Annotated in this window: 26 protein-coding genes, 1 pseudogene and 1 riboswitch; of the genes and pseudogenes, 15 read left to right on the top strand and 12 right to left on the bottom strand. The window is 53.4% G+C overall.

Translation table 11 applies throughout. From position 1 onward, the window contains the following. Window positions 1-279: 279 nt before the first annotated feature. Both ABLW18_RS06270 and rnr read right to left on the bottom strand, forming a co-directional pair. The gene (locus ABLW18_RS06270) at window positions 280-1,392 is read right to left on the bottom strand and encodes a lytic murein transglycosylase (protein ID WP_347823986.1); all 1,113 of its coding nucleotides are present in this window, start codon (window positions 1,390-1,392) and stop codon (window positions 280-282) included. Next, window positions 1,389-3,635, bottom strand: a complete 2,247-nt coding sequence (gene rnr, locus ABLW18_RS06265; RefSeq protein ID WP_347823985.1) for a ribonuclease R — start codon at window positions 3,633-3,635, stop codon at window positions 1,389-1,391. Before rnr ends, ABLW18_RS06270 begins: the two co-directional genes overlap by 4 nt. 91 nt (window positions 3,636-3,726) lie before the next feature. Here rnr and ABLW18_RS06260 point away from each other — a divergent pair, with 91 nt between their 5' ends. Further along, window positions 3,727-4,146, top strand: coding sequence for a copper chaperone PCu(A)C (locus ABLW18_RS06260; RefSeq protein ID WP_347823984.1), 420 nt, complete (start codon window positions 3,727-3,729; stop codon window positions 4,144-4,146). Window positions 4,147-4,154: 8 nt separating this feature from the next. Here the strand turns inward: ABLW18_RS06260 and aroC are convergent, their stop codons facing one another. Further along, window positions 4,155-5,258 (bottom strand): chorismate synthase, encoded by a 1,104-nt coding sequence (aroC, locus tag ABLW18_RS06255; RefSeq protein WP_347823983.1) that lies wholly within the window; start codon window positions 5,256-5,258, stop codon window positions 4,155-4,157. A 559-nt stretch (window positions 5,259-5,817) separates the two neighbouring features. Here aroC and ABLW18_RS06250 point away from each other — a divergent pair. The 4 genes from ABLW18_RS06250 (at window position 5,818) to ABLW18_RS06235 (ending at window position 9,502) form a co-directional block, all read left to right on the top strand. Continuing rightward, window positions 5,818-6,060 carry a hypothetical protein gene (locus ABLW18_RS06250; protein WP_347823982.1) on the top strand — a complete coding sequence of 81 codons (243 nt, stop codon included), beginning with the start codon at window positions 5,818-5,820 and terminating at the stop codon, window positions 6,058-6,060. Window positions 6,061-6,162: 102 nt separating this feature from the next. Then, window positions 6,163-6,261: riboswitch (TPP riboswitch) on the top strand. A gap of 34 nt (window positions 6,262-6,295) precedes the next feature. Next, window positions 6,296-7,273, top strand: a complete 978-nt coding sequence (gene thiB / locus ABLW18_RS06245; protein ID WP_347823981.1) for a thiamine ABC transporter substrate binding subunit — start codon at window positions 6,296-6,298, stop codon at window positions 7,271-7,273. Next, window positions 7,273-8,817: a thiamine/thiamine pyrophosphate ABC transporter permease ThiP gene (locus ABLW18_RS06240; protein ID WP_347823980.1), complete on the top strand. Its 1,545-nt coding sequence runs from the start codon at window positions 7,273-7,275 to the stop codon at window positions 8,815-8,817. The genes thiB and ABLW18_RS06240 overlap by 1 nt, the downstream gene beginning before the upstream one ends. Continuing rightward, window positions 8,801-9,502 carry an ATP-binding cassette domain-containing protein gene (locus ABLW18_RS06235; RefSeq protein WP_347823979.1) on the top strand — a complete coding sequence of 234 codons (702 nt, stop codon included), beginning with the start codon at window positions 8,801-8,803 and terminating at the stop codon, window positions 9,500-9,502. Before ABLW18_RS06240 ends, ABLW18_RS06235 begins: the two co-directional genes overlap by 17 nt. Window positions 9,503-9,554: 52 nt before the next feature. Here the strand turns inward: ABLW18_RS06235 and ABLW18_RS06230 are convergent, their stop codons facing one another. From ABLW18_RS06230 to iolG, 5 genes are all read right to left on the bottom strand, one after another. Continuing rightward, window positions 9,555-10,355, bottom strand: a complete 801-nt coding sequence (locus ABLW18_RS06230; RefSeq protein ID WP_347823978.1) for a cytochrome c1 — start codon at window positions 10,353-10,355, stop codon at window positions 9,555-9,557. Between the two features lie 14 nt (window positions 10,356-10,369). Next, window positions 10,370-11,707 carry a cytochrome b N-terminal domain-containing protein gene (locus ABLW18_RS06225; RefSeq protein WP_347823977.1) on the bottom strand — a complete coding sequence of 446 codons (1,338 nt, stop codon included), beginning with the start codon at window positions 11,705-11,707 and terminating at the stop codon, window positions 10,370-10,372. Then, window positions 11,707-12,279: a ubiquinol-cytochrome c reductase iron-sulfur subunit gene (petA, locus tag ABLW18_RS06220; RefSeq protein ID WP_347823976.1), complete on the bottom strand. Its 573-nt coding sequence runs from the start codon at window positions 12,277-12,279 to the stop codon at window positions 11,707-11,709. The genes ABLW18_RS06225 and petA overlap by 1 nt, the downstream gene beginning before the upstream one ends. A gap of 192 nt (window positions 12,280-12,471) precedes the next feature. After that, window positions 12,472-13,077 (bottom strand): glutathione S-transferase family protein, encoded by a 606-nt coding sequence (locus ABLW18_RS06215; protein WP_347823975.1) that lies wholly within the window; start codon window positions 13,075-13,077, stop codon window positions 12,472-12,474. A gap of 51 nt (window positions 13,078-13,128) precedes the next feature. Beyond that, window positions 13,129-14,136, bottom strand: coding sequence for an inositol 2-dehydrogenase (iolG, locus tag ABLW18_RS06210; protein WP_347823974.1), 1,008 nt, complete (start codon window positions 14,134-14,136; stop codon window positions 13,129-13,131). A 201-nt stretch (window positions 14,137-14,337) separates the two neighbouring features. On the opposite strand from iolG, the gene ABLW18_RS06205 reads away from it, so the two are divergent. Genes ABLW18_RS06205 through lpxK form a run of 4 tightly spaced genes read left to right on the top strand, consistent with a single transcriptional unit; the run spans window position 14,338 to window position 18,572 of the window. Beyond that, entirely contained in the window at window positions 14,338-15,684 is a 1,347-nt protein-coding gene (locus ABLW18_RS06205) for a TldD/PmbA family protein (RefSeq protein WP_347823973.1), read from the top strand. Further along, entirely contained in the window at window positions 15,677-16,444 is a 768-nt protein-coding gene (locus tag ABLW18_RS06200; protein ID WP_347823972.1) for a 3'(2'),5'-bisphosphate nucleotidase CysQ, read from the top strand. Before ABLW18_RS06205 ends, ABLW18_RS06200 begins: the two co-directional genes overlap by 8 nt. A gap of 8 nt (window positions 16,445-16,452) precedes the next feature. Next, window positions 16,453-17,589 (top strand): glycosyltransferase N-terminal domain-containing protein, encoded by a 1,137-nt coding sequence (locus ABLW18_RS06195; protein ID WP_347823971.1) that lies wholly within the window; start codon window positions 16,453-16,455, stop codon window positions 17,587-17,589. Further along, the gene (gene lpxK / locus ABLW18_RS06190; RefSeq protein WP_347823970.1) at window positions 17,586-18,572 is read left to right on the top strand and encodes a tetraacyldisaccharide 4'-kinase; all 987 of its coding nucleotides are present in this window, start codon (window positions 17,586-17,588) and stop codon (window positions 18,570-18,572) included. Before ABLW18_RS06195 ends, lpxK begins: the two co-directional genes overlap by 4 nt. 3 nt (window positions 18,573-18,575) lie before the next feature. On the opposite strand, the gene ABLW18_RS06185 is transcribed toward lpxK, so the two are convergent. Both ABLW18_RS06185 and ABLW18_RS06180 read right to left on the bottom strand, forming a co-directional pair. Continuing rightward, on the bottom strand, window positions 18,576-19,235 hold the full coding sequence (locus tag ABLW18_RS06185) for a DsbA family protein (protein ID WP_347823969.1): 660 nt from the start codon (window positions 19,233-19,235) through the stop codon (window positions 18,576-18,578). Between the two features lies 1 nt (window position 19,236). After that, window positions 19,237-19,758, bottom strand: coding sequence for a DUF721 domain-containing protein (locus tag ABLW18_RS06180; protein WP_347823968.1), 522 nt, complete (start codon window positions 19,756-19,758; stop codon window positions 19,237-19,239). Between the two features lie 96 nt (window positions 19,759-19,854). On the opposite strand from ABLW18_RS06180, the gene mutY reads away from it, so the two are divergent. Together mutY and ABLW18_RS06170 are read left to right on the top strand one after the other, a co-directional pair. Next, window positions 19,855-20,889 carry an A/G-specific adenine glycosylase gene (mutY, locus tag ABLW18_RS06175; RefSeq protein WP_347824350.1) on the top strand — a complete coding sequence of 345 codons (1,035 nt, stop codon included), beginning with the start codon at window positions 19,855-19,857 and terminating at the stop codon, window positions 20,887-20,889. 169 nt (window positions 20,890-21,058) lie between these two features. Then, window positions 21,059-22,200, top strand: a pseudogene (locus ABLW18_RS06170) (alkane 1-monooxygenase). 86 nt (window positions 22,201-22,286) lie between these two features. On the opposite strand, the gene ABLW18_RS06165 reads toward ABLW18_RS06170, so the two are convergent. Together ABLW18_RS06165 and ABLW18_RS06160 are read right to left on the bottom strand one after the other, a co-directional pair. After that, on the bottom strand, window positions 22,287-23,399 hold the full coding sequence (locus tag ABLW18_RS06165) for a site-specific DNA-methyltransferase (protein ID WP_347823967.1): 1,113 nt from the start codon (window positions 23,397-23,399) through the stop codon (window positions 22,287-22,289). A gap of 98 nt (window positions 23,400-23,497) precedes the next feature. Beyond that, window positions 23,498-24,124, bottom strand: a complete 627-nt coding sequence (locus ABLW18_RS06160; protein ID WP_347823966.1) for a ribonuclease HII — start codon at window positions 24,122-24,124, stop codon at window positions 23,498-23,500. A gap of 124 nt (window positions 24,125-24,248) precedes the next feature. Between ABLW18_RS06160 and ABLW18_RS06155 the strand changes: the two genes are divergently transcribed. The 4 genes from ABLW18_RS06155 to ABLW18_RS06140 are packed head-to-tail and all read left to right on the top strand — an operon-like array spanning window position 24,249 to window position 26,859. Continuing rightward, window positions 24,249-25,037 (top strand): exodeoxyribonuclease III, encoded by a 789-nt coding sequence (locus tag ABLW18_RS06155; RefSeq protein ID WP_347823965.1) that lies wholly within the window; start codon window positions 24,249-24,251, stop codon window positions 25,035-25,037. Window positions 25,038-25,097: 60 nt separating this feature from the next. Then, window positions 25,098-26,015 (top strand): thioredoxin, encoded by a 918-nt coding sequence (gene trxA / locus ABLW18_RS06150; RefSeq protein WP_347823964.1) that lies wholly within the window; start codon window positions 25,098-25,100, stop codon window positions 26,013-26,015. A 26-nt stretch (window positions 26,016-26,041) separates the two neighbouring features. Beyond that, on the top strand, window positions 26,042-26,683 hold the full coding sequence (locus ABLW18_RS06145) for an LON peptidase substrate-binding domain-containing protein (RefSeq protein ID WP_347823963.1): 642 nt from the start codon (window positions 26,042-26,044) through the stop codon (window positions 26,681-26,683). After that, window positions 26,680-26,859, top strand: a complete 180-nt coding sequence (locus tag ABLW18_RS06140) for a Trm112 family protein (RefSeq protein ID WP_347823962.1) — start codon at window positions 26,680-26,682, stop codon at window positions 26,857-26,859. The genes ABLW18_RS06145 and ABLW18_RS06140 overlap by 4 nt, the downstream gene beginning before the upstream one ends.

Here is a 26,859-nt window from a genome sequence, read left to right as displayed (position 1 = left end):
GGTTGGTTAGCTTCGATGGCCAGCCTAAGGCCCTGCCGCCAGATCTTATCGCTGGCCTCATGGCGCGCTGTGACACTCAGGGCAGAGTCTTGCCGCCAGATCAATTTGCGCCGGGGGATGAGCTCCAAGTTATGAGTTGACCCTTTGCAGAATATGTTGCGACCATTGAAAAGATTGATGCCGAACAGCGCATTTGGCTGCTGCTGGAGTTTATGGGGCAAAAAACGCGGATGGCTGTCTGGCCGGAGCAGGTGCAGTTAACAAAATAAGATTGCCTTGCTAGGCTGATTGCAGGCGCTTGAGCAGCGATAGGCTAGCAAACCCATCCACTGGCAGATGTTGTGAGGCTTGATAGGCCTCAATGGCGATTTCCGTATTTGGTCCGGTGAAACCATCTGCGCCGATGGTATCAAATCCCAATGTCGTCAAGCGGGATTGGATGAATTTCATCTCGGCTTGCGTGAGGCCGCGGGCATCGCCGCCGGGCGGAAACTGCAACGCCGGCGCGCCTTGAAGGCGGTCCGACAAATGCCCGAGGGCAATCGCATAGCTTTGTGCATTGTTATAGCCTATAAAGGCATTGAAATTCTCAGAAACCACAAAAGCAAGACTGTTAACCCCGCCGGGCAAAATCAGCTTGGAGTCATAGGTGCGCTGGTCTTCGTTCATAAAGCGCACACCTAGGTGCGCCCAGGCGTCTCGTGAGCGCGGCGACAGATGGCGCAGCATGTGCAAATCCGCCGGCTCTGGAAGCTGGACAACCGTACCCCAAGGCACATCTGCCTTCCAGCCATGGCAGACGAGGAAATGCGCCGTTGAGACCAGCGCATCTGCGGGATCCTCTGCCCAAATATCTGGCTGGCCATTTCTGGCAGAAACGGCGAAATCAATGTAAGATTTGGGCATGAATTGTGTGTGGCCCATGGCTCCGGCCCAGCTGCCCAGCATTTGATCGGGTGATTTTATGCCCCGGGTGACAATTTCGAAGGCGGCCAAAAGCTGTGCTTCGAACATGGCGGCTCGGCGGCCTTGTGCCGCCAAAGTTGCCAAGGCTGAAATGACGGGCACATCTCCGCGAATGCTGCCGTAATTGCTTTCTAATCCCCAAATTGCGGCAACCACATGGCGATCCACCTGATAGTCCGCCTCAATTTGGTCAAAAACCTCTACATGTTTTTGCAAGGCTGCTTGGCCCTGTGCAATGCGCGCGGGGCTGACGGTTAACTCGATATAGCGTTGCAGGGTTTTGCGGGCTTCGGGTTGGCGCATATCAGCCTGTGCGCTATTCTGCGCAGTGGTCAAATAGGGCGAAACCTCAGTCAATATTGCAGGTGAAACACCATAAGCTGCGGCGCGACTCAAAAAGTCAGATTTCCAGCTTTCAAACGTCATTGCCGTTTTCTGGTAACCTTTCTGGATTTGCCCTTCTTGGGCCCCCGCCGGTTGTTGGCCGACGCAGTTTTGCGTTGTCTCGGCCGTGTTTGCAACTTTGAATCTTCAAGTTGTAAAAGTTCAAGCAAAATACCCCCAGTGGTTGGGGTGGTTTCGGCCAATCGCACAACCACACGTTGACCAAGGCTGATGATCGTGCCGCTGTCCGTACCGCGCAGGGTTTGGCTGTCAGCATCATGTTCGAAATATTCCCGCCCCAAGGCGCGCATAGGCACCAATCCATCTGCACCTGTTTCATCAAGTTTCACAAATATCCCAAATCGTGCGATTCCTGAAATGCGCCCACTGAATTCATTTCCGACACGCTCTGACATGAAACTGGCCAAATAGCGGTCTGAAGTGTCGCGCTCTGCGAGCATTGAGCGTCGCTCTGTTTCGCTGATGTGTTTGGCGGTCTCGTCTAGCATTTCGACATCCTGCGGTGACAGGCCATCTGACGCCCACCCATGGGCTGATACCAAGGCACGGTGCAGCAAAAGATCCGCATAGCGCCGTATGGGCGATGTAAAATGTGCATAATTCTGAAGCGCCAATCCGAAGTGCGACATGTTTTGTGAACTATAGTAGGCTTGAGTCATGGAACGTAATGTTGAAAGATTAATTAACTCTGCTTCATCTTTTCCGGTGGCAGCCTTTAATAATTGATTAAGATGCCGCGTTTGCAATACTTGACCCTTGGCCAGAACCAGCCCCACAGATTTTGCAGTTTCGCGCAGGGAGTCTAATTTTTCGGGGCTTGGTTCTTCGTGAACACGGAACAAAAGCGGCTGTTGTTTGGCAATCAAAGTTTCAGCTGCGGCCACATTCGCCAGCACCATACATTCCTCGATCAAGCGGTGGGCGTCTAAGCGTTCCGAGAAATTAACTGAAGCAACCTTGCCGCTGTCTGATAGAATTATTTTGCGTTCAGGCAGATCCAGATCCAGTGGTTGGCGGGCTTCGCGCGCCTGTTTTAGAGCTGCATAAGCTGCAAATAGGGGCCTAAGCACAGCGTCAACCAAAGGTGCGGCGCGTTCGGAGGGATCTCCATCTACGGCGGCTTGAGCCTCCTCATAGGACAGCGATGCTGGCGATCGCATCACCCCCCGAACAAACCGATGTGACAGTTTTTCGCCTGTTGACGAGAGTTTCATTTCGACCGCAATACAGGGCCTTTTGACCCCTTCATGTAGCGAGCACAGATCACCGGACAGCCGGTCTGGCAGCATGGGGACAACGCGGTCTGGGAAGTAGGTAGAATTGCCGCGCTTGCGGGCTTCCGCATCCAAGGCGGATCCGGCTGTTATATAATGCGCGACATCGGCGATGGCGACCCACAGCAAGAAGCCTCCAGGGTTCTTGGGATCTTCATCCAACAGAGCGCAGCAGGCATCATCATGGTCTCGCGCATCGGCCGGGTCGATGGTGATCAAAGGTAAATCTGTGAGATCAACGCGGCCTTTTGATGTTGCGGGTTTTGCGGCATCCGCCTGTGCCATAACCGCATCGGGAAAGGCGTCTGGAATTCCATGTTGATGAATGGCAATCAGCGATATCGCTTTGGGAGCGGAAGGATCTCCGAGCCGCTCGACCACGCGTGCGCGCGGCGGGCCTAGGCGGCCCTTTGGACCGGACTGTTCGGCTTCGACCAATTCTCCATCTTTTGCCTCACCCGTTGCATCTGCCGCGACAAGCCATTCTTTCCCGTCGCCCTTATCAATCGCAACAATGCGCCCGCCTTCTGCTGTGAGACGGAAAATACCTAAGAGGCGTTTGGGATTGGTTCCAATCGCGCGAATCAATTGGCCAGTATATTGATGGCTGTCCTCATCAGGCACGGGGGTAAGCCGTGCCAAAAGGCGATCACCCTGTCCCAAAGCCGGCTCTCCTTGACGGCTACGCATGAGGATTTTGGGCACATGGCCTGTGCCTTCCCATTCCAGCGGCACGGCGAACATATCGCCTTGCCCATCGGGGCACAGCATTTGCAGGACTGAAACAGGGGGTAAACTATTGGAATCATTAAACCGCCGCCGCCTTTGCATGATGTGGCCTTCGGTCTGTAATTCTTTCAGCATTTGTTTGAGATCAATGCGCGCAGCACCTTTAATTCCAAACGCTTTGGCGATATCTCGTTTCGAGGACTTTTCGGGGTGCGCGCGGATCCATTCGAGAATCTCTGCCTGTGAAGGAATTTGAGTCATGATAGCCCGATATCACGCGGCTGCGACATTCTAAACCCTTGGGTTGTGTGGAGATGTGCTTAGGAAGGTGCATATGAACTGGAGTTGCGAAATGAAATTTTTAATCACGGCATTAATTTTGATATGCGGGTCTGTTTCTGCACAGAGTTATCAAACAGGTGATCTGACGGTCACAAACGCCGTCTCATATCCGACCACTGGCCGTAGTGGCGCAGGATATTTCATCTTATCCAATACAGGCGCAGAGGATGCGCTTGTGGGCGTTGAAGCAGATTACCCAAAGGTAATGCTCCACAAGTCCATGATGAAAGATGGCGTCATGACGATGGAACACCAAATGCGCGTGGAGGTTCCAACGCAGGGACAACTCAACTTCGCCCCTGGGGGTTATCATGTCATGTTCATGGGGCTTAAAGAGGCGTGGGGCGTTGGCGACACGATCAAGGCCACTTTGATTTTCGAGAAATCTGGTCGTTTAGACCTGACTTTCACAGTGACAGAGCGTCCGTAACACAGCCTCTACTTGCCGATCTCACCTTGATTGACGCCGACATGGCCGCGGTGCAACAACAGGTGATCCAAAAGCACGCAGGCCATCATTGATTCGCCAACAGGCACTGCTCTTATGCCCACACAGGGATCATGGCGGCCCTTGGTGATGATTTCTGTATTTTCGCCAGATTTTGTGATTGTTTTTCGGGTCGTCAGGATGGAGGATGTGGGTTTAACAGCAAAGCGCACCACCACGTCTTGGCCCGTGCTAATGCCACCCAAGACCCCACCTGCATGGTTCGAGTTGTAAACTGGCCCGTCCGGTCCCATTGAAATTTCATCAGCATTGGCTTCACCGGTTAGTTCCGCTGCGGCCATTCCATCGCCAATTTCCACTGCTTTGACAGCGTTGATGCTCATCATCGCTGCGGCCAAATCTGTATCGAGCTTGGCGTAAATTGGCGCGCCAAGCCCGGCTGGAACTCCTGAGGCGATCACTTCTATAACTGCGCCGACGGAACTGCCGGATTTGCGCAAATCGTCTAGATAGGTGCCCCAATCTTGAGCGGCCTGCGGATCTGGAGTCCAGAATGGATTTCGGTCAATCTGCGACGCATCAAACAGGTCACGATTGATTTTATGGGGCCCCATCTGACACATGAAGCCGGTAATTTTGAGCGACGGCGCCAGCAACTTGATGGCTTCGCGTGCCAATCCACCCGCGGCCACCCGTGCTGCGGTCTCACGTGCAGAACTGCGTCCACCACCGCGGTAATCGCGAATTCCGTATTTCTGCCAATAGGTAATATCGGCATGACCTGGGCGAAACTTATCCATGATATCGCTGTAGTCTTTGGAACGCTGATCGGTATTCTCGATCATCAATTGCACGGGCGTGCCAGTTGTTCTGCCTTCAAAGACGCCAGATAAAATTTTCACCTGATCGGCTTCTCGCCGCTGTGTGGTGTATTTATTTTGTCCCGGTTTGCGCTTGTCGAGCCATTGCTGAATCATAGCTTCATCGATCGGAACGCCGGGAGGGCAGCCATCCACCGTTGCTCCAAGGGCCGGGCCATGGCTTTCACCCCAGGTCGTGACACGAAACAAATGTCCAAAACTGTTTAAGCTCATGGTGCATCTCCTTTGACCCTGCAATATCGTCGCGTGTCTTGTGGAGCAAGGCCAATAGCGCGCGCCATTCACATAGAAGGTGTGATTAAGCAGGGATAATTTGAGCGATCCTGCCGGGGTTTTGGCAATGATGGGTCTGCGGTACTCTCAAAACAGTTGAAAATACAAAAAATTCTACTCAAAATTGAATAACAAGAATAATAATTGCAATTAATCAGATCATTATTAGGTTTCTGTGGTGCATGATTTTGCAGTGAAACTACATATCCACCCGCCGAACGGGAAAAATCCTCGTGGAGGCGACGGTATATGTCGAAAATTTGCAACAGTATGCATCACCTTTGAAGGTGATGATCTTCCGAAGACGATTGAAATGCGGCTAAAATCTACGCAAAGCGTTGGATTTGATCGCCTCGAATGTAACGATTAAACGTTAATAAACAGTAAAAATTAGTTCTGTTATAAAGTGCCTTTTTGTAATTTGAAAAATTTTTCAACGGACGGTGGTTTGGGTGGTTCCAAATGAGCAGGCCGTAACATTAGATGAAAGAGAATTGTGATGAATAAATTTTTGAGCTTGAGCTTACTGGGAGCAACACTGGCGCTTGTGTCAGGTTGCACACTTGCATCGTTTGAAACTGAGCCTGTGACTTTGAAAACCGACAAAGGTGAGGTCGTCTGCCAACTATACGACCGTAACACTGTTATTTTTGATCGTGTAATTCACATGCCACATGCAATGCATGTCGAAGAGGCGGATGCCCTCTGTCGCGCTGAGGGTGAGCGGCTGAGGAAGAAATAGATTACATTCTTTATTTCGCGCTAATGCTCCCCCACAGCCGGATAACTGTCGGGGGCTTTTGTGCTGGTAGGGATTGTAAAATCCTTTCTCCAAGACTATCCAGTATCTACCTCGGGGCGCCCTTATGGGCTGAGATGCGTAAGCGAACCCGTAGAACCTGAACCGGCTAGCACCGGCGGAGGGAAGGTTTGGACGTCTCCAATCCCTGACCCCGTTCGGCGATATGGAGATAAAAATGAAAGTGACTTCCCTTTTCGCAGGACTGTTTTTAGCAAGCGCGGCTGTTGCCGAAACGCCTGTATTGACGGTCTATACCTATGACAGCTTTGTATCAGATTGGGGTCCCGGCCCGGCGGTTGAATCTGCTTTTGAGGCCAAATGTGGCTGCGACTTGCAGATGATTGGCGCCGGCGATGGGGCGGCGTTGTTATCGCGCCTCAGGCTTGAGGGCTCCCGCACTGAGGCTGATATCGTTTTGGGCTTGGATACAAACCTCACAGCTGCAGCCGCGGAAACGGACTTGTTTTCACCGATTTCACTGTCTGCAAACTATGCGGTGCCCGGTGGGTGGAGCGATACGTATTTTGCGCCATTCGACTGGGGATATTTTGCTTTTGTTCACAACACAGATCTGACCGCTCCGACAAATTTTCGCGCCCTGGCCGCGAGTGATTTGAAAATCGTGATCCAAGATCCTCGGTCGTCCACACCGGGTTTAGGGCTCCTCCTTTGGATCAAGACTGCTTACGGTGATGAGGCGGCGGATATCTGGGCTGATCTTTCAGACAATATTGTGACAGTGACAGCAGGTTGGTCTGAAGCCTATGGCATGTTCTTGGAAGGAGAAGCGGATTTGGTACTCTCCTATACCACATCGCCCGCCTATCATCTGATTGCCGAAGAGGATTCTTCCAAAACTTTTGCTTTGTTTGACGAAGGCCATTATATGCAAATTGAAGTGGCTGGGAAACTTGCGACGACAGATCAAAACGCTTTGGCGGATCAATTCCTGAAATTTATGGTTTCTGATGATTTTCAAAGCATCATTCCCACCACTAATTGGATGTTCCCAGCAGTTACGCCTAAGAATGGATTGCCCGATGGCTTTCCTCAGGCATTGAGTGCCGAGCAGTCTTTGATTCTTTCACCTGAGCAGGCCGCAGCGCAGCGCAGCGCGGCTTTGGATGAATGGCAGAGCGCACTCTCGCAATAATGCTACGCAGTGTTGTTGGTGGGGCAGCCTTGATTGCCCTGCTCATCTTTTCCCTTGGCACAGCCTTGGTTGTCGGCCTGCAAGGGCGCGGGCTTGGTGTGTTGAACAGCGCCGATTGGTCGGCCATAAAATTCACCCTGTGGCAAGCGAGCCTTTCGGCATCATTGAGCATAGCAATGGCGATCCCAGTTGCGCGGGCCTTGGCTCGGCAAAGTTTCCCTGGCCGCCAAGCTCTGATCACTCTCTTAGGCGCGCCCTTTATTCTGCCTGTGATCGTCGGCGTTCTGGGTCTTTTGGCAGTTTTTGGCCGCGCAGGATGGATTAGCGCTGCATTGGACTGGGCTGGCTTTGCAAAACTGTCCGTTTATGGCGCACCAGGCGTGATCCTGGCCCATGTCTTTTTCAATTTGCCTTTGGTGACGCGGCTCTTGCTGCAGGCTTGGATGGCAATCCCCGCAGAGCGATTTAGAGTTGCTGAAAGTCTTAGTGCCGCGCCATGGGCTTATTTTCGATTAATCGAAGGTCCGATGCTGCGTTCCACGGTTCCAGGGGCATTTCTGCTTGTGTTCTTGCTATGCCTTACCAGTTTTGTTGTCGCGCTCGCGGTCGGAGGCGGCCCAAGGGGGACGACCATAGAGCTGGCCATTTATCAGGCTTTTCGCTTGGATTTTGATTTGGGAAAAGCGGCCAGTCTCGCGCTGGTCCAATTTTTAATTTGTGGTACCGTGTCACTTCTGGCCTTTCTCGTACCCTTGCCGCAAACCAATGGCCTTGGGCTTGATCGGGTTCTGCAACGATTGGATGGGTGGCGGCATAGGTTATGGGATGGATTTTGGATTTCAATCGCTGCAGCGTTCTTGGTGCTGCCGCTTGGGGCCGTTCTATTTCGGGGGCTGCGGCATTTGCTTGAATTGCCGCCGCAAATTCTTGCGGCCAGCGTAACATCTTTGACCATCGCTATTATATCAACTGCCCTCTGTCTTGCGATGGCGCTGTCTCTGTCGCTGGCCTTTGCACGCCGGGGCGCACTGGCGCGCAGCTTGGCGGAGGCTACGGGAATTTTGGGCCTGGCCAGCAGTCCGCTGGTGGTGGGAACTGGTCTTTTCGTGTTGATTTTCCCTTACGCGCAACCAATGGCTTTTGCCCTGCCGATCACGGCTTCGGTCAATGCAATGATGGCTTTGCCCTTCGCTCTGCGCGTATTGATGCCTGCGGTTCAAGAGACTTATGGCGACTACCTCCATTTGCGTATGAGCCTTGGAATGGGCCGCTGGATCTGGGCGAAACGGATTTTAGGGCCTCGCCTGCGTCGCCCGATTGGGTTTTCGGCTGGTCTCGCTGCGGCGCTCTCAATGGGAGATCTTGGTGTGATTGCGCTTTTTGCGGATCCTGATTTGCAAACCTTACCGTTGATGCTTTATCGCTTAATGGGCGCTTATCGTATGGACCAGGCCGCCGCGACCGCGGTGGTTCTTGTCGTGCAGAGTTTATTTTTGTTCTGGATGTTTGATCGTGGAGGGCGCCGGCATGCTGCATTTGGATAGGTTGGCTGTTCAGCAGGGCGGATTTTCTCTTAGGGCGGATTTCAAAATTGCAGCGGGGGATCGGGTGGCGGTGATTGGTCCCTCTGGTGGGGGTAAATCGTCATTACTTAACGCGATCGCAGGGTTTCTTGCACCGCGTGTCGGGCAGGTGCTTTGGAACGGTCAGCCCATGCCAGATCACCCCGGTGAACGGCCGCTCAGCATATTGTTTCAAGATCATAATCTCTTTCCCCACCTCACGGTTCTGGACAATGTGGCCATCGGCTTGCGGCCTGATATGCGTCTTTCGGTATCTCAGAAGGCACAGGCTTTAGCCGCGCTGGATCAGGTGGGGCTGAGTGACAAGGCGACGGCCTATCCGCGTGACCTCTCAGGCGGCCAGCAAGGTCGAGCGGGATTGGCGCGGGTGTTGTTGCGTCAACGTCCACTTTTGCTGCTGGATGAACCTTTTGCAGCGCTGGGTCCGGCGCTGAAGGATGAAATGCTAGAGATCACGCGTCAGATTGTGCAGCAGGCTGGTGTCACCACATTGATGGTCACCCATGATCCGCAAGACGCAATGAGCTTTGCAGAATACGCCATTTTGGTTGCCGATGGTCACGCAGATGCGCCTGCGCCAATCGGCCCCCTGTTTCACGAGCCTCCAGTGGCCTTGCAGGCCTATCTGGGGCGGCGGGCACCTTGAGCCCATAAAAAAACGCGCCCCCTCGGGGGCGCGTTATATTTTGGAAAAAGACTTAGTCTTTTCTATATTTTATGGGGCGCCAGAGCTGCTTATTGGCCAGATATAGCAGCAGGGTCAAAAAGCCCAAGATCAAAACCCCAACCGTTCCGGCACGTTTCCGGTCGTTGAGTTTTGGCTCAGCTGTCCACATCAGGAAGGCCGAGATATCTTCAGAGAGATGCTGAAGATCGTTCATGTGGCCATCTTCGAATTCAACAAGCTCGTCTTCCAATGGTGGACCCATGGAAATCCAACCACCTGGGTAAGCGGTGTTTTCATAAAGCGTCACGCCTGCGGACGTTTTTTCATTTCCGGTATAGCCGGTGAGCAAAGACATAATATACTCTGCGCCGCCCATACCTTTAACCAACTGGTTGATGCCTGTGCCTGCTGGCCCGTGAAAGCCTGCGCGGGCTTTGGCCATCAAAGACAGATCGGGCGCATTGGCATTGCCGCCCTTTGGGAAGTGATCGGCTGGAACGGCCTCGCGGTAATCGCCTTCCCCATCGTTTAGATCTTGATCCCAAACTTCGATAAAGTCAGAGGCGTAGGCTCGCACTTCTTCCTTGCTGAGATGCGGTCCGCCCTCATCGCCCAGAGAGCGAATGGGAACGAACTTCATGCCGTGGCAAGAGGAACAGACTTCCGTGTAGATTTTCAATCCGCGCCGCAATTGTTCTTGATCGTAGGAACCAAACGGACCTTCAAAAGAGAATGCGTGGTCTTTAACATAGCCTTCACCTCCAGCAGCGTGCACCCCGCCAGTGGCGAGGAGCAAAGCCAGTGTGAGACCAGTTGTGAGTTTCTTGAACATATTTCGTTCCCTTCTCACTCTGCCGGTTGGGCAGCATCTGCTGCACCGACCGCGCCGTGTTTGGCATTAAAGTCATCTTCGATGGTTGCAGGCGGTGTCGAGGGTTTCTCAAGCACGCCGAGCAGGGGCAAGATAACAAGGAAATATGCAAACCAATAAGTCGCGCCAATCAACGAGAAAGTGGCATAGGGTTCTTCCGCTGGACGCGCACCGAGCCACATCAAGAAGATGAAGTCTGCAACAAGGATGCCAAACCACCATTTGAACATGGGGCGATACCGACCAGAGCGCACACTTGAAGTATCCAACCATGGTGCAAGTGCCATAACGGCAATCGCACCGAACATGGCCAGAACGCCGAAGAATTTCGCGTCAATGATGCCGCCTGTTACGAAGCTTGCGATCTGAACGACCCATACTTCCGATGTGAAGGCACGCAAAATGGCGTAGAATGGAAGGTAGTACCATTCAGGCACAATATGAGCCGGTGTCACCAATGCGTTGGCTTCGATGTAGTTGTCAGGGTGGCCAAGATAGTTTGGCATGAAGCCAACAATCGCCATGAACACGGTCATGATAAGGCCCAGGGCAAAGAGATCCTTTACCACGAAATAGGGCCAGAATGGCAACGTGTCTTTTGCAGCTTCTGCTTTCGAACCTCGGCGCACTTCTACACCTGTTGGGTTGTTGTTGCCTGTGGTGTGAAAGGCCCAGATGTGTACGATTACAAGACCTGCAATCAAAAATGGCAGGAGGTAGTGCAGGCTGAAGAAGCGGTTCAACGCCGGTTGGCCTACGGCGCTGGCGCCCAAGAGCCAGGTTTGCAGCGGCTCACCAATGAAGGGGATCGCACCAAACAGGCCGGTGATCACAGCGGTCCCATGGAAGGACATTTGACCCCAAGGCAAAACATATCCCAAAAAGCCTGTCGCCATCATCAACAGATAGATCAGCATACCAATGATCCATGTGATTTCACGCGGGGCTTTATAGCTGCCGTAGTAGAGACCGCGGAACATGTGGGCATAGACAGCAATGAAGAACAAAGACGCGCCGTTCATGTGGAAATAGCGAATCATATGGCCGCCGTTCACGTCGCGCATGATGTGCTCAATCGACGCAAAGGCCAGATCGACATGCGGGGTGTAGTGCATCACCAGTACAACGCCTGTGACAATTTGCATGGCCAGACAGAAGGTCAAAACAATGCCCCAAATCCACATCCAGTTCAAATTCTTTGGAGTGGGGATCATCAATGTGTCATACAAAAGTCCGATGATTGGCAGACGCGAATTAATCGCTTTTGTGGCCTTGGACTTTGGTTCGTAATGATCGTGTGGAATACCGCCCATTATGCGTTCTCCTTGCCGATAACCAGTTCTGTTTCTCCGTCGAAACGGGCCACTGGAACCAATAGGTTTTCTGGAGCTGGGCCTTTGCGAATTCGGCCAGCTGTATCGTAATGTGATCCGTGACAGGGGCAGAACCAACCGCCAAATTCACCGGCGCCATCGCCCAAGGGCACGCAACCCAAGTGGGTGCAAACGCCCAGCATGACCAACCATTCGCCGTTTTCGTCGAGCGCGCGGTTTTCATCGGTCGCAGGAAGATCTGGTTTGTTGTCATTGCGGTCATTGCCGTCAATCAAATCGCCCATATCAACGGCCCGAGCCGCTTCAATTTCGCTCTCTGTACGACGGCGAATGAAGACTGGCTTGCCCTGCCACAGAACGGTGATTTGTGTACCCGGTTCAACGTCGGCTACATCTACGCGGATCGCGGCCAAGGCCAAAACATCCGCTGAGGGGTTCATCTGGTCGACCAAAGGCCAAACCGCTGCACCCGCTGCTACTGCGCCTGCACCTGCCGTCGCGTAGTAGAGAAAATCTCTACGGGTGCCTTCGTGTTCATCTGTATGCGCCACGAGGTTCCTCCAAGTTAAATGCCAGTCAGGACTGGCTCAAAGACTCGGACCCCGCAAAAGCAGGGTCGCTCGATCCGGTTCCTAGCTCAGGGACAGCGCCGCGTCCAGCGGACATTCGGGCGCAGTCTACAAGGTGCAAATTTGCCGCATTTTTGTAACATTTGCACTGTGCCGCCCCGGTAGCGGCTAGGTTTATCCGTCGAGATTTGTCTCCAGAAAGCTAGGGCGTTTTGAGAAATCAGCAAACCAAGCCGCAAGCGCGTCATGTCCTTGCCGCCAATTGCGTGCGTCATGCCGCAGATCTAGATAACCCAGCGCGCAAGCAATGCTGATATGCGCCATGGTGAGCGGGCCGTTCAACAGGTCCATCCATTGGCTTTGCAAGGCATCGCAACCGCCCATGACTTTTGCCCATTGGGCATCGGTCCATTCGGTGCTGACCTTCTCTTGCGGACGCAAGCGCAGTTCATAGGAAATACTCACCGCACTATCCATCATCGAATCGCCCGTAGCCTCAACGGTGAGCACATCCCAAAGCCTGGCCTCTGGATACATTCCAGAGGCGGCTTTTGCGTCCAAATAGCGTGTGATCACGCGGCTGTCATAGAGCGCAGGCCCATCGGCACGAGTCAAAGAGGGGATACGCCCGGTTGGATTGGTGGCCTTGGCCTGTTCATTGACTTGAAAAGGGGAGGTCGCGATGCTGATCTCTTCTACATCTTTGAGCTTGTTGGTTTCGCGCAACAACACCCGGACTTTCCGTGCAAAGGGAGAGGCTTCGGCCATAATCAGTTTCATTTCATTAACCTTTCAAAAAGGGGGTTATCCGCTGAGCGGCTGTGCGTTTGCTCAACTGCGGCGCAAAAGATCTGCTGGCCGTACCGCCTGGCCCGTGCGTGCCGATTCCAAAGCCGCCTCTGCTAAGGCAAGAGACATCAGCCCGTCATAGCCGCTGGTGCGAGGTGGCTGCCCTGAATTTAAACAGCCTACGAAATGCTCGATCTCCGCCGCATATGCCGCGATATAGCGGGTCATGAAAAAATCGAGCAGCGGCGGACGGGTATAGCCTGTGCCATTGGCGACGGTGACGCGCGACTGATGATGGTTGTCAGCCGATACGGAGCCGTCCGATCCATGCACTTCGATGCGCTGATCATACCCAAAAGTGGCGCGGCGTGAGTTGCTGATGGTGCATTGTTTGCCGCTGGCCGTGCGCAAAATAGCATTTGCGCTGTCAAAATCGCCGCGATTGCCAATTTCAGGATCGGTCAGCACAGAGCCGGCCGCCTGCACCGTTTCGATCTCCTCGCCGAGCATCCAGCGTGCCACATCAAAATCATGGATCATCATATCTCGAAAGATGCCGCCTGAGTGTTCGATGTACTCATAGGGTGGTGCGCCAGGATCGCGGCTGATCAATGTGACCATCTCGACCGCGCCAATTTGGCCTGCATCAATTACAGCGCGCAGAGCTTGAAAGTCTGGATCAAAGCGTCTTTGAAATCCAACCATCAAAGTAGTTTTTGTCTCATCCACAACTTTCAGGCAGGCCTTGACGCGCGCCAGATTCAAATCGACTGGTTTTTCACAAAAAATCGCTTTGCCGGCGCGGGCAAAATCCTCGATCAAATCTGCATGGGTGTCGGTTGGGGTGCAGATGATTACCGCGTCAATATCAGCCGAGTCCTTGATTTGCTCAATCGTACGAATGTCGCAGCCATAGGTGTCGCGCAACGCTTCTGCGGCTGCGGGCATGGGGTCGGCAACTGCGACCAACTGTGCGTTGGGCACCGATGATACGGCACGGGCATGAACCTGGCCAATGCGCCCTGCGCCTAAGAGACCGATTTTTGTCATCATTTTTTCCTTCAAGTCCTTCGCAGGAATAGGCCTGCGAGATGTCTCGCGAATTGATACGCGGTTACGGCGTTCATTCAAGTCCAGACTGCCGCATTGTGGGCAAAGTTGCATTTTATCCGCCGATGTGGCGCTCTAAAATCGCGCTGACTTGTAGGGCCGACGATTGCTGGTTAGCAAGGGAGCAGAAAAGGACATAGAATGAAAAAATCTTTGGTCGACCTTGGTCAACAACTGCTGGATGCCGCGAAACGCGCCGGGGCGGATGCCTGCGATGCCATGGTGGTTGATGGGGTATCGCACTCCATTGAAGTGCGCGGCGGCGAGCTTGAGCAGGCCGAGCGCTCAGAGGGGATTGATATCGGATTGCGGGTCATGCTGGGTGCACGCCAGGCCTGTGTTTCGGCCTCTGATATCAGCGCGGAGGCCATAGAGCTTATGGCCCAGCGCGCTGTTGAAATGGCACGCCATGCGCCGGATGATGCTTACTTGCGTCAGGCCAGCGCTGACCAGCTGGCCCGTAATTGGGACGTGGAGTCTCTGGAGCTGTCCGATCCAGAAGAGGAGCCATCGGCGGCACAATTGCAGGCGACGGCGCTCGAAGCGGAGGCGGCAGCCCGAGCGGTTTCGGGCGTAATGCAATGCCAATCGGCAGGGGCGGCCTTTGGCGCGCGGCGCATTCACCTTTGCATGTCGAATGGATTTAGCGGGGGTTATGCGCGCACAGATCACGGGTTTTCTTGTGTCGCCATTGCGGGCACTGGCTCAGAGATGGAACGCGATTATGATGGCGATTCTCGGATTTTTCGCGCAGATTTGCGTGCGGCCTCCGAGGTTGGTCGCTGTGCCGGTGAACGGGCCGTGGCGCGCCAAGGCGCGCGCAAACCCCCCACGGGCGTTTTCCCAGTTCTTTATGACGAACGTATTTCCAGTGGTTTGATTGGGCATCTTCTTGCTGCGAGCAATGGATCGGCCGTCGCGCGCGGCGCAAGTTGGCTGCAACATGACATGCACAGTTTGGTTTTGCCGCAGGGGACCTCGTTGCTGGAAAACCCATATCGCAAACGCACCGCTGGCTCGCGCCCTTTTGATGGGGAAGGCTTGCCAGTTGCGGAGCGAGCGATTGTGGCAGATGGGATCTTGCAACAATGGACGCTTGATTTGTCCACGGCCGCGCAATTGGGGCTGCAAAGCACTGGGTCCGCTATGCGTGGCCCCTCCGGGCCGCCCGCGCCGGGGGTGGGAAATGTAACGCTGACGCCAGGCCCGCAAAGTCGAGAAGATTTGATCCGCGATATGGGCACGGGCCTTTTGTTGACCTCTTTGATCGGCGCGTCGATTAATGCCACGACTGGAGATTACTCGCGTGGTGCCTCAGGTTTTTGGGTGGAAAATGGTGAGATTGCCTACCCGGTCAATGAATGCACCATCGCGGGAAATTTGCGGGAGATGCTGCAAAATATTGTTCCTGCCAATGATGGACGGGTGCATCTGTCGCGGGTTGTGCCGTCCTTATTGGTTCCATCAATGGCTATCGCTGGTGAATGATCTTGAACTCATAACCCAAGCGGCCCGTGCTGCCGGGGATATAGCCATGGGATTTTTTCAAAAAGATCCTGAGATATGGGACAAATCTGATAATGCGGGCCCGGTGACAGAGGCGGATCTCGCAGTTGATAAAATGCTGTCTGCGGCGTTGTGCTTGGAACGCCCCGAATATGGCTGGCTGTCTGAAGAAACTGAAGATGGTGTAGAAAGATTGCATAAAGAAAAGGTGTTTATTGTTGATCCGATAGATGGCACGCGGGCGTTTATTGCCGGGACAGAACATTGGTCGCATTCTTTGGCCGTCGCCAAAGCTGGGCAAGTTCAAGCGGCGGCGGTCTATCTGCCGGTGTTGGACATGATGTTTTGTGCAAGTTTGGGCGCAGGCGCCTATCTGAACGGCGCGCCTATCTCTGTGTCGCTGCGCGCTGAGACCCAAGGGGCCGATATATTATCTGCTAAATCAAATTTTGACCCTGAATTTTGGCCCGGTGGTTTTCCGGATTTAAAACGCAGTTTCCGCTCTTCTTTGGCCTATCGGTTGTGCTTGGTGGCCAATGGAGCCTTCGACGGCATGCTGACTTTACGGCCGACATGGGAATGGGATGTCGCGGCTGGCAGTTTGATTGTGAATGAGGCGGGGGGGCTGGCCACAGATCAAACTGGAGCGGCGCCCCTTTTTAACAGCGCGGCGGCACAGCTGAACGGAATGGTGGCGAGTAATCGAGATATTCACTCTGGCCTTATGGCGGGTCTAACCTAGGGGCGGATATGACGACAGAGGCCAGAACAGACCGCCCGCTGGTATGGGCCCACGCAAATACACCGGCGGCGGTAGATGCAATTCGTGAGGTGTTGATGCGCGCGCAATTGAGCGATCCAACACTATCTTACGTCCTGACGGCCCCAGACTCGGAGGGTGCTTTTGCACCGGATGTGGTGGTTTTGGATGAGGCGGATGCTCAGGCGGGTTTGGCTTGGTTGTCGAAGACCTCGCCTGATTTGTGTCTTTGGGCGCAGGCCAGCGTTGCCTCTGCATTGTTTGGGTTAAACCATCGCCGCTCAATTCCGACTCTCTTAATCAACGCAGAAACCCGACCCCTGTGGAGCCGCACCTGGCTTTGGCGCAAGACGATCGCGCGGCAGACTTTGAAAACTGTATTCTATGCTTTTGTCACCTCAAGCGAGTCTACGGGAAGCCTCAGAAATCTTGGCTTGCCCGCTCAGAATATAGAGGTTTTGGGATCACTTCTTGGTGGTGTCGTGGTGTCGGGCTGTGATGAGGGTGAACGGGACCGTATTGGTGAAATTTTGGCGGGGCGGCCTGTATGGTTTGCGCATCGGGTGCCCCATCAGGAAATGCGCGTCGTGATAGATGCCTTTATGCAAGCCCAGCGTAAGGCGCATCGCATGCTGTTGATTTTAGATTTGCTCGATCCGTTAGGCACTGAAGATTGCTTGGCTCTTTGTGCTGAGTTGGGATTGACCACACATGCGCGGGCTGAAGAGGGTGAGCCAGAAACGCGGACGCAAGTCTTTCTCTCGGAATCGGGTGAAGACACAGGCCTTTGGTATCGACTGGCGGCGCTCGCGTATATGGGCGGAAGTCTGACGAGCGGCGATGTACCCAATCCGATGGTTGCGGCCGCTCTAGGGAGTGCGGTTGTGCACGGGTCCGAAATTGGCCAAAATCAACATGCCTATAATCGCTTACGGGAGGCCGGAGCGACGCAGCCTTTGGAGACTTCACAAGATTTGAGCCAGCGCGTGGCGGCGCTGATGGAACCTGACCAATGCGCTGAGATGGCCGCTGCGGGGTGGGAGGTTGTCTCAGAAGGGGCAGAGGTAACGGATCGGTTGGTGGAGATCACCTTGCAAAAACTTGGCCTTGGGGAGGCGGCACAATGATACGCACGCCGCAGTTTTGGCATCAACCGCCAGGGGTCATGGCCTATGGCCTTTGGCCATTGGGTCGCCTCTATGGCGCGGCAACGGCTTGGCGGCAAAGCCGTGCATCGCAGGCGCTTGATGCGCCCTGCTCGGTAATTTGCGTCGGAAATATCAATGCTGGAGGCACGGGGAAGACGCCCGTGGTTATTGCATTGGCCGAGCACCTCAAGAAGCGTGGCCGGCAGGTTGTTGCCTTATCGCGCGGCTATGGCGCCACTGTCGCTGTGCCAATTTTGGTGGATCCTAAAACACATGGTGCGGCGGAAGTGGGTGACGAACCCTTGTTGATTTCCGCCTTTTGTCCTGTGGTTGTGGCTCGCAAAAGAGTCGAGGGTTTGGCCCTAGCTTTGGCACAAAAGCCAGATGTGATTTTGATGGATGATGGTTTCCAAGATCCCTCTGTGCGCAAAGATTTTTCAATCGTTGTTGTCGATGCTGCCCTTGGATTTGGTAACGGGTTTTGTATACCGGCTGGCCCTTTGAGAGAGCCGCTGGCCAAAGGTTTGGCGCGTGCTGATCTGTGCCTGTCAATTGGAGAGGCGGCCGCGCAGCGGCGATTTACGGCTCTGGGCCCAGACCATGCGCATTTAAGGGTTGAGGGCCAGATCAAACCTTTGTTGACAGGCATGCCTTGGCAGGGGCTGCCGGTTTTTGCCTTTGCCGGGATTGCCCACCCAGAAAAATTCTTCACCACCCTGCGCGATCTTGGCGCCAATATTTTGGGCTGTGAAGCCTTGTCGGATCACGAACCGCTGTCGCTGCCCTTGATGAAGCGGCTGGTCGCAAAGGCGCGGGAGCTGAATGCACAGTTGGTGTGCACGGAAAAAGATGCGGCCAGATTGCCTGCTCAACATCAAAGAAATGTTTTGGCCCTGCCCGTGCGGCTTGAGTTAAAAGACTGGTCCAAGATCGATGAAAAACTCATCAATCTTGAACTTTGACGTTTATTGAGCATCCAGAATTTGTTGCAATTCCGGGTAGGGCATATTCGAATATTTCACGCCATTGATAATGAAGGATGGGGTGGAAGATATTTCATCTGCGGCCCGGTTGGCCTCATACCACGCCACGAGTTTTTGTGCTTTTTCACCATCGGCAAAGCAACTCTGAACATCTTCTTGCGAGAGGCCTGCGGTGAGGCCAATGCGGCGCAAATTCTCAGCAATTTCCGCCGGCGTGCCTTTGGTCCATTCGGATTGCTTGGTATATAAAAGATCGGTGATGGCAAAAAACTTATCTGCCCCGCCGCAGCGCGCGATGATCGAACCCCATAGGCCATAGCGATCAAAATAGATCTCACGATAGGTAAATTGGAGTTTGCCTGTGTCGATATAGTCAGTTTTGAGTTTTTGAAACACATCCTTGTGGAAGGTGCGGCAATGGGGGCAGGTATAGCTGGCATATTCTGTCATCTGAATTGGCGCGTCTTTGGCTCCGAGTGTCATCTCAAGAATAGAGGAAGTGTCAATTTCACCGGCTTGTGTGGCATTGGCGGCCCCAAAACCTGGGGCCGTTGGTCCCGAGGGCGCGGGCGCTTGCACCATGTAAGCTCCGATGCCCAAGGCGAGTACAAATACCAATCCGATTGCATAAGTCTTTTTCATCTCAAGATCTCTTTTCATGTTTCATAATGTTTTCGCCGAAGGCTGCCAGAGCTGCTCTTAGGCCGTCGTCTTTGATCTCGCACGCAATGGTCTTGGCTTTTTGAGCTGCGGCGGGGCAGGGTGCTGGGGTGGTGCTTTTGGGCTGGGTCCCAAACAGGGCCTTACCATCGGAAAATCCGACGGGGGCTGTTTGGGTGATGCGGATGCGTGAAATCGCGTTGTAGCCATAGCAGGCATTCACCTTTTCGCGAAGCTGTGGCAATTGCATCGCGATCATCTGCGCCTGAGGGCCGGTGGTGAGAACAACCAATGTCGCACCAAATCCCTTTTGGGCGTAGCTGACCTTCACGGGTGTGCAGATATCCGCAACAGGCGCCCCGACGATCTCAGACCAGTGGGTAAGCAGCCGCGTGATCGCAAAGCCACGCGTTTCCCCAGCATTTCGAAGTTTTTGCTCGAGCAAAGCAGAGGTGCGCCGAAAGCCAGCGCCGCGTTTTTTAGATCTGCTTGCGTTTTTTTGCATCGATTTTGCTGACCCTTTCTGATTTACCCTATTTTACCTGAAGCTGGAGGCAACGCCACCACTTTTGTAGAAAGATACTCAAACTTGCGTGATCACATGAACTCAACCGAGCTTTTGACCTGGTATGATGCCCACGCGCGGGAGTTGCCTTGGCGTGTCAGCCCGTCAGCGCGCGCGGCTGGGCAGCAGCCAGATCCTTATCGTATTTGGCTCTCTGAAATCATGTTGCAGCAAACCACCGTGGCGGCGGTAAAAGCTTATTTCCTGAAGTTCACAAAGACATGGCCGACGGTGGTGGATTTGGCTGCTGCTGAAGATGACGAGGTGATGGCGGCTTGGGCAGGGCTTGGCTATTATGCGCGAGCGCGCAATTTGTTGAAATGCGCCCGCGTTATTGTGGCTGAGCATGGTGGAAAGTTTCCGGCAGATCGTGCAGCTTTGCAAAACCTGCCGGGTATCGGCCCCTACACCAGTGCCGCCATTGCTGCGATCGCATTTGACCACGCAGAAACGGTGGTGGATGGCAATGTTGAGCGGGTCATGGCGCGATTGTTTGATCTCCATGCGCCCCTGCCAAAATCGAAGGGCGCGCTAACGTCACTTGCTGCAAGCCTGACGCCCCAGGCGCGGCCTGGCGACTATGCGCAAGCGGTGATGGATTTGGGCGCTACGATCTGCACGCCGAAATCACCACGATGCGCCCTTTGCCCATGGCATAGTATTTGCGCTGCGCGTAAAGCTGGTACTGCGGCGGACCTGCCGTGGAAATTACCAAAGTTGAAAAAACCCACGCGCTTTGGGACCGCTTATGTCGCTCGGCGCAGCGATGGGGCTGTGCTCCTGGAGCGGCGTCCAGAGCGCGGCTTGTTGGGTGGTATGCTGGGCTGGCCGGGGAGTGACTGGCGTGAAACTCTGACAGATGCGATCCCGCCGATACAGGCGAACTGGGTCGAGGTTCCGGGCGAGGTGCGCCATACGTTTACGCATTTTCATCTGCGTCTGTTGGTTATGGTGGCCGAGGTTGAGGCCCACCAAACCAATCAAACATTTATTGCCGCTCAGGACTTCCGTCCCGCAGACCTTCCCACGGTGATGCGCAAGATTTGGAGCATGGCAGCTGCAGAGATCTAGCCGGCCTTGTCAGGTCGATCCGCAAACATTTGTCTGATTTTGGTCATAAATTTTCAAAGTGGCATCATTCAGGGCCGCGTTTTGCTGGTAATATATTTTGAGCCCCGTGGTGGTTCTATATTTTTCGGATTGAGGGCGATCATGCGCCGCATATTTAAAGGATTGAACAATGGCTGATCTGAGCCGGATGCCTGAGATTGGGCAATGGCGCAAGGTTTTACCCTTTTGGGTGTCCTATTTGCTGTTCCCGCTGATCTGGTTGAGCGCAATTTGGGGCGACTGTTGGGTTTTGTTGACCCCGCTGGTGGCTTGGTATTTGTTTTAGCTGCTTGATTTGGCGTTTGGACTGTCTATCGCCAATGAAGATCCAGCAACAAATGTCTCGGCTTTGGCAGGCTACCGATGGGCCACTTTGCTTTGGGCACCTTTCCAATTTGTCACCATTTTTGGTTTATTGATTTACGTATTGCAATCGGGTCACTTGAATTTTTGGGAGCAATTAGGGCTATTTTATAGCTTGGGTGTGATGTCTGGTACGATTGGCATCAACTATAGCCATGAAATGATACATCAAAAAACTGCGGTTGAGCGCGGGATGGCAGATGTGCTTTTGGCGATGGTGCTTGATTCGCATTTTCGCAGCGAGCATTTGCTGGTGCATCATCGGTATGTCGGAACCCCGCGGGACCCGGTCACCGCACGCTATAACGAGAGTTTTTACAAGTTCTTTCCCAGGGTCCTGACGCAGTGCTTTTTTCTGCAATACGCATGGAGCGGGCCATGCTGCGCCGTGCCGAGCACGGGTTTTTCTATCCAAAGAATTCGCTGTTGCGATATGTTGTATTGCAGGCTGGCTTTGTAGTTTTGGCTTTTCGCATTGGCGGTTTTGCAGGGTGGCTGCTCTTTGCTTTTCCGGCTTTTGTTGCAGTCTAGCAGCTGGAATTGATCAACTATGTTGAGCATTCCGGATTGACGCGCAAACATTTGGACGACGGCGTCTATGAGCATGTCTTGCCGCGGCATTCATGGAATGCGGCGCATCAGGCGTCCAATTGGTTGTTGATCAATCTGCAGCGTCATTCTGACCATCATTACAAACCAGATCGCCCCTATCCCTTGTTGCAAACCTACCCGTCTTAGGCGGTACCGCAACTGGCGTTTGGCTATCCTATCATGGCCATGATGGCGATGTTTTCTTGGCGATTTCGCCGGTTTATGAACCCTCAGGTGCGGCGCTGGCGCAAGATGTATTATCCGGAGAATGCGGATTGGACCCCAAATAACAAGGCCGCAAACCCTTTGCTGCGATAAAAAATGCCCCACCAGACCGGCGGGGCATAAGGTGCCGCTTGGTATAGATATGCAAGCACAGGCGAAACTTTTGTTTTGATATTGGGTTAATTGGGGCGTTGACGCATTTCCGAGCGAATTTGCTGGCGCAGCAGATCTATTGAGACCGTTTTGCCGTCGCGACGGAAATTCCAATAGGACCAACCGTTGCAGGATGGTGCATTTTCCAGCACCGCGCCCACTTGATGGATGGAGCCAGCAGCCTCGCCGCTGACCAAGGTGCCATCGGCGCGCACTTTGGCCTCTTTGCCGCGTGGGCTGGTGAGCACTTCACCCGGCCGCAACATACCGCGCTCGACGAGCTGGCCAAAAGCGACCCGAGGTTCTGCGCGTTTGGATACGCTGACCGCCAGGGCATCGCTGTCGTATTTGCGCACGTTGTCAATGCGCTTTTGGGCCACTTTTCGGTAAGCCTCTTCGCGTTCTATTCCAATAAAGTCACGGCCCAGCATTTTGGCCACAGCCCCCGTTGTCCCGGTGCCAAAGAATGGATCGAGCACCACATCGCCGGGGTTAGTCGCCCCGAGCAGAACCCGATGCAGCAAGCTTTCCGGTTTTTGTGTTGGATGGGCTTTGTCACCGTTTTCATCCTTAAGCCGCTCATGCCCATTACAAATCGGCAGCACCCAATCGCTGCGCATTTGAATGCCTTCATTCATGGCTTTGAGCGCCTCATAGTTGAAGGTATATTTTGACCCTTCAGCTTTAGAGGCCCAGATCATGGTTTCATGCGCGTTGGTAAAGCGTTTGCCGCGGAAGTTTGGCATGGGGTTGGACTTGCGCCAGATCACATCATTCAAGATCCAATAGCCTGCATCTTGCAAGGCTGTGCCAACCCGGAAAATATTGTGATAACTTCCAATCACCCAAATTGAGCCATTGGGCTTTAGAATTCGTCTTGCCGCTTTCAGCCAGTCGCGGGTGAACCTGTCATAAGCTGCAAAGCTGTCGAATTGATCCCAGTAATCGTCGACCGCATCAACCTTGGAGTTATCCGGACGGTGCAGATCTGATTTGAGCTGCAAATTATAGGGCGGATCTGCGAAGATTAGATCGACGCTGTTTTCCGGGAGTGAGTTCATGACATCGATGCAGTCGCCATCGATAATTGCGTTCATCGGCAGCCCATCGACTGCCGTTTCATTCGGTTTTTGATTCATTTTTCTGCCTCTGTCCATGGTGCATTTTCGCACTCGTTGGTTGGGTGTAGGATGAGTCAGGAACGAATCGGCGTCAATTTCTTTTTCTTATCAGCAGCTTAAATTTTTCCTTGATACAAGATATTGTGTACTGGTTTGAAGGTTCGTCTATGGTGTGGGGTCACCCCGAAATCTTGGAGGGCTTTTAGATGCTGTGCTGTCGGGTATCCGGCATTTTTTTCCCAACCATAACCGGGAAACTGTTGCGCTAAATCACACATGACCATATCACGCCTAATTTTTGCCACAATTGAAGCAGCTGCGATAGACACTGATAAAGAGTCCCCTTTGACCAAAGCCGTGGCGGGGAGCTCAAGATTGCGTGGAATGATATTGCCATCTACCAGAACATGATCTGGTGTTTGCCTCAACCCTGCCACCGCACGTTCCATTGCCAGATGCGCAGCGCGCAGAATATTGATCTGTTCGATCTCACGTTCTGAGGCGCTGGCCACTGAAACATCCGCATGGGCCAGAATGCTTTCCAGCAAAGCATCGCGTTTTTTGGCCGAGAGTTTTTTGCTGTCGTTCAACCCTATTGGGATATGTTTGGGGTCCAAAATAACAGCGGCTGCAAAGACAGGACCACTGATCGGGCCGCGCCCGACCTCATCTACACCGGCAATCCACTGGCAGCCTTGCTCCTGAAGGATGCGTTCATAGTCATATGTTGGCAATTGTGTCATAGTATTCGAATACGCCCTTTCGATATGATGTGCCATTCCTCAAAAGTTTTTGACAAAAACGGGTTGGTTGCCGGGTGTCATGCTCTATAAGTAATTGGGATCAAATTGGAACGGAGCTGTGCGCATGTCCTTCACCCTCGCCACATGGAATATTAATTCGGTGCGCCTACGCGAGGCGATTGTTTTGCAATTGCTCCGCGATGAGGCCCCTGATGTCTTATGCTTACAAGAGTGCAAAAGCCCCGTTGAGTTAATCCCAACTGCAGGTTTTGCGAATTTGGGGTATCCTCACATGGTGGCGCGGGGTCAAAAGGGATATAATGGCGTGGCAATCTTGTCCAAATTTCCGCTCGAGGATGCGGGGGGTTTGGATCTGGCGCAATTGGGCCACGCCCGGCATGTGGCAGGCCGTTTGCCCAATGGGGTGACCATCCACAATCACTATGTACCCGCTGGCGGCGATGTGCCGGATCGGGAGACAAATGAGAAATTCGGACAAAAACTCGATTACCTCACTGAGTTGCGAGATATTTTTGCGGCGGAAAAACCACAGCGGTCGATCTTGGTGGGAGATTTGAATATTGCGCCCCGTGAAGACGATGTTTGGGATCACAAAAAATTGCTCAAAATCGTCAGCCATACACCGATCGAGGTAGAGCACCTCAATGATGTGATGTCTGCAGGCGATTGGGTGGACGTGACCCGGCAGGATATTCCTAACGGCTTGCTCTATAGTTGGTGGTCATATCGCGCAAAAGATTGGGATGCAGCGGACAAAGGGCGCCGTTTGGACCATGTTTGGGCCACATCAGATATTTCGGCCTCGGCACATTCCAGTCGGGTGCTGCGTGCGGCACGGGGGTGGGAGAAACCGTCCGATCATGCGCCTGTTTTTGCCAGCTTTGATTTGTAAGGGCTCTTGGCAAACGCCATTAAGACACTCATATAGAGCCTAACTTAAAAGGAATTTACCATGTTGGAACTGAACACGGCCGCCACGACAACCGAAGCCGATACGTTGATAAAAGACGGATCAGAACAGAGCTTTATGCAAGATGTGATCGAGACATCGCAGTCCGTGCCGGTGATAGTGGACTTCTGGGCGCCATGGTGCGGGCCTTGCAAAACTCTGGGCCCGGCTTTGGAAGCGGCGGTCACTGCGGCGAAGGGCGCGGTGAAGATGGTGAAGCTGAATGTGGATGAAAACCAGCCTATTGCAGGTCAGTTGCAAATCCAATCCATTCCAACCGTCTATGCATTTTGGCAGGGAAAACCAGTTGACGGGTTTCAAGGAGCGGTGCCCGGATCGGAAATCCAAGCCTTTGTCGAACGCGTTTCCGCTATGGGCAATGGTGCTCCGGATGGTGGGCTTGAAGATGCTCTGAACGCAGCTCAAGAGATGTTGGCTGATGGTGATATCCAAGATGCGGCGCAAACCTTTGCTGCGATATTGGAACAAGAGCCATCGACTGTGGGCGCTTACGCTGGCTTGGCGCAATGCTATCTGGCGCAGGGTGATTTGGAGCAAGCAGAAGCGACCCTGAACGGCGCTCCCGCAGCCATCAGCAATGCACCAGATCTTGAGGCGATATACGCGCAATTGGCGCTGGCGAAGCAAGCCTCAGGAGCGGGGCCTTTGGGGGAATTGCAAGCTGCTGTTGAGGCAGAGGGTGACAATCATCAAGCAAGGTTTGACTTGGCCATCGCGCTCCACGCGAAGGGTGATGCGCAGGCGGCGGTCGATCACCTTTTGGAGCTGTTTCGCAGAGATCGCGAATGGAATGAGGCAGCAGCGAAAACCCAACTTTTCACCGTTTTTGATGCTTTACCAGCAAATGATCCCATTGTTTTGAATGGGCGTCGTAAACTATCGTCTTTAATATTTGCATGATGCCCAAGCCGAGCTAGCTAAACATCATGACATTTAAATTCGATATGCCGGACGTGATCCCCGTTTTTCCCTTGCCGGGGGCGCTGCTGTTGCCGCGTGCCAAGCTGCCATTGCATATCTTCGAGCCACGTTTTCTCAGCATGATTGAGGATTGTATGAAAACCTCAAGCCGATTGATCGGCATGGTTCAGCCCTATCAGGCACGAGATGGCGAGACACGGCTGCATTCAATCGGCTGCGCTGGGCGGCTCAACCAGTTTTCGGAAACTGAAGATGGCCGCTATATGGTCACGCTCTCGGGCATGAGCCGATTTCGGATTAAAGATGAGGTGGAAGGTTTTACCCCATACCGTCGATGCCATGTGTCTTGGGCCAGTTTTGAGCGCGACTTGGGCAAGATTGAACGGGACGAAAACTTCGATAGAGCTAGCTTCATGGGCGCGTTGAAACGCTATTTTGACGATCGGCAGCTCTCGACCGATTGGGACACGATGCAGGAGGCCGATGATGAGTTGCTGATAAACTCTTTGTCCATGCTTTGCCCGTTTGAACCCGAGGACAAGCAAGCCTTGCTTGAAGCGCCGAGCCTCAGCACCCGGCGAGAAACCTTAACAACATTGCTTGAATTTGCCCTGCGGGGTGGAGCGGATGAGGATTTCTTACAATGAGTGACATTGATGGAAAAATGTTGGAGGCATTGATTTGTCCTCAAACAGGTGGGCCGTTGATCTATGATGCAGGCGCTCAGGAACTGATTTCAAAATCTGCACATTTGGCCTATCCAATTCGCGAAGGTATCCCGATCATGTTGGTCAGCGAAGCCCGCGAAGTAGATGAAGCCTAG

This window comes from uncultured Planktomarina sp., from assembly GCA_943788425.1.
In the GTDB taxonomy this organism is placed as follows: Bacteria; Pseudomonadota; Alphaproteobacteria; order Rhodobacterales; family Rhodobacteraceae; genus Planktomarina.
The sequence above is the reverse complement of the archived record's forward strand: the minus strand, read 5'-3'. Positions and strand labels throughout refer to the sequence as shown.

Bases quoted from the DNA above. Each gene is read 5' to 3' on its own strand.
- ABLW18_RS06140 (WP_347823962.1), top strand. From the start codon at position 26,680: ATGAGTGACATTGATGGAAAAATGTTGGAGGCATTGATTTGTCCTCAA.
- trxA (WP_347823964.1), top strand. From the start codon at position 25,098: ATGTTGGAACTGAACACGGCCGCCACGACAACCGAAGCCGATACGTTG.
- lpxK (WP_347823970.1), top strand. From the start codon at position 17,586: ATGATACGCACGCCGCAGTTTTGGCATCAACCGCCAGGGGTCATGGCC.
- mutY (WP_347824350.1), top strand. From the start codon at position 19,855: ATGAACTCAACCGAGCTTTTGACCTGGTATGATGCCCACGCGCGGGAG.
- ABLW18_RS06235 (WP_347823979.1), top strand. From the start codon at position 8,801: ATGCTGCATTTGGATAGGTTGGCTGTTCAGCAGGGCGGATTTTCTCTT.
- ABLW18_RS06160 (WP_347823966.1), bottom strand. From the start codon at position 24,124: ATGACACAATTGCCAACATATGACTATGAACGCATCCTTCAGGAGCAA.
- ABLW18_RS06195 (WP_347823971.1), top strand. From the start codon at position 16,453: ATGACGACAGAGGCCAGAACAGACCGCCCGCTGGTATGGGCCCACGCA.
- ABLW18_RS06155 (WP_347823965.1), top strand. From the start codon at position 24,249: ATGTCCTTCACCCTCGCCACATGGAATATTAATTCGGTGCGCCTACGC.
- ABLW18_RS06260 (WP_347823984.1), top strand. From the start codon at position 3,727: ATGAAATTTTTAATCACGGCATTAATTTTGATATGCGGGTCTGTTTCT.
- ABLW18_RS06205 (WP_347823973.1), top strand. From the start codon at position 14,338: ATGAAAAAATCTTTGGTCGACCTTGGTCAACAACTGCTGGATGCCGCG.
- ABLW18_RS06250 (WP_347823982.1), top strand. From the start codon at position 5,818: ATGAATAAATTTTTGAGCTTGAGCTTACTGGGAGCAACACTGGCGCTT.
- aroC (WP_347823983.1), bottom strand. From the start codon at position 5,258: ATGAGCTTAAACAGTTTTGGACATTTGTTTCGTGTCACGACCTGGGGT.
- ABLW18_RS06180 (WP_347823968.1), bottom strand. From the start codon at position 19,758: ATGCAAAAAAACGCAAGCAGATCTAAAAAACGCGGCGCTGGCTTTCGG.
- ABLW18_RS06270 (WP_347823986.1), bottom strand. From the start codon at position 1,392: ATGACGTTTGAAAGCTGGAAATCTGACTTTTTGAGTCGCGCCGCAGCT.
- ABLW18_RS06240 (WP_347823980.1), top strand. From the start codon at position 7,273: ATGCTACGCAGTGTTGTTGGTGGGGCAGCCTTGATTGCCCTGCTCATC.
- ABLW18_RS06225 (WP_347823977.1), bottom strand. From the start codon at position 11,707: ATGGGCGGTATTCCACACGATCATTACGAACCAAAGTCCAAGGCCACA.
- rnr (WP_347823985.1), bottom strand. From the start codon at position 3,635: ATGACTCAAATTCCTTCACAGGCAGAGATTCTCGAATGGATCCGCGCG.
- ABLW18_RS06215 (WP_347823975.1), bottom strand. From the start codon at position 13,077: ATGAAACTGATTATGGCCGAAGCCTCTCCCTTTGCACGGAAAGTCCGG.
- ABLW18_RS06165 (WP_347823967.1), bottom strand. From the start codon at position 23,399: ATGAATCAAAAACCGAATGAAACGGCAGTCGATGGGCTGCCGATGAAC.
- ABLW18_RS06230 (WP_347823978.1), bottom strand. From the start codon at position 10,355: ATGTTCAAGAAACTCACAACTGGTCTCACACTGGCTTTGCTCCTCGCC.
- thiB (WP_347823981.1), top strand. From the start codon at position 6,296: ATGAAAGTGACTTCCCTTTTCGCAGGACTGTTTTTAGCAAGCGCGGCT.
- ABLW18_RS06185 (WP_347823969.1), bottom strand. From the start codon at position 19,235: ATGAAAAAGACTTATGCAATCGGATTGGTATTTGTACTCGCCTTGGGC.
- iolG (WP_347823974.1), bottom strand. From the start codon at position 14,136: ATGACAAAAATCGGTCTCTTAGGCGCAGGGCGCATTGGCCAGGTTCAT.
- ABLW18_RS06145 (WP_347823963.1), top strand. From the start codon at position 26,042: ATGACATTTAAATTCGATATGCCGGACGTGATCCCCGTTTTTCCCTTG.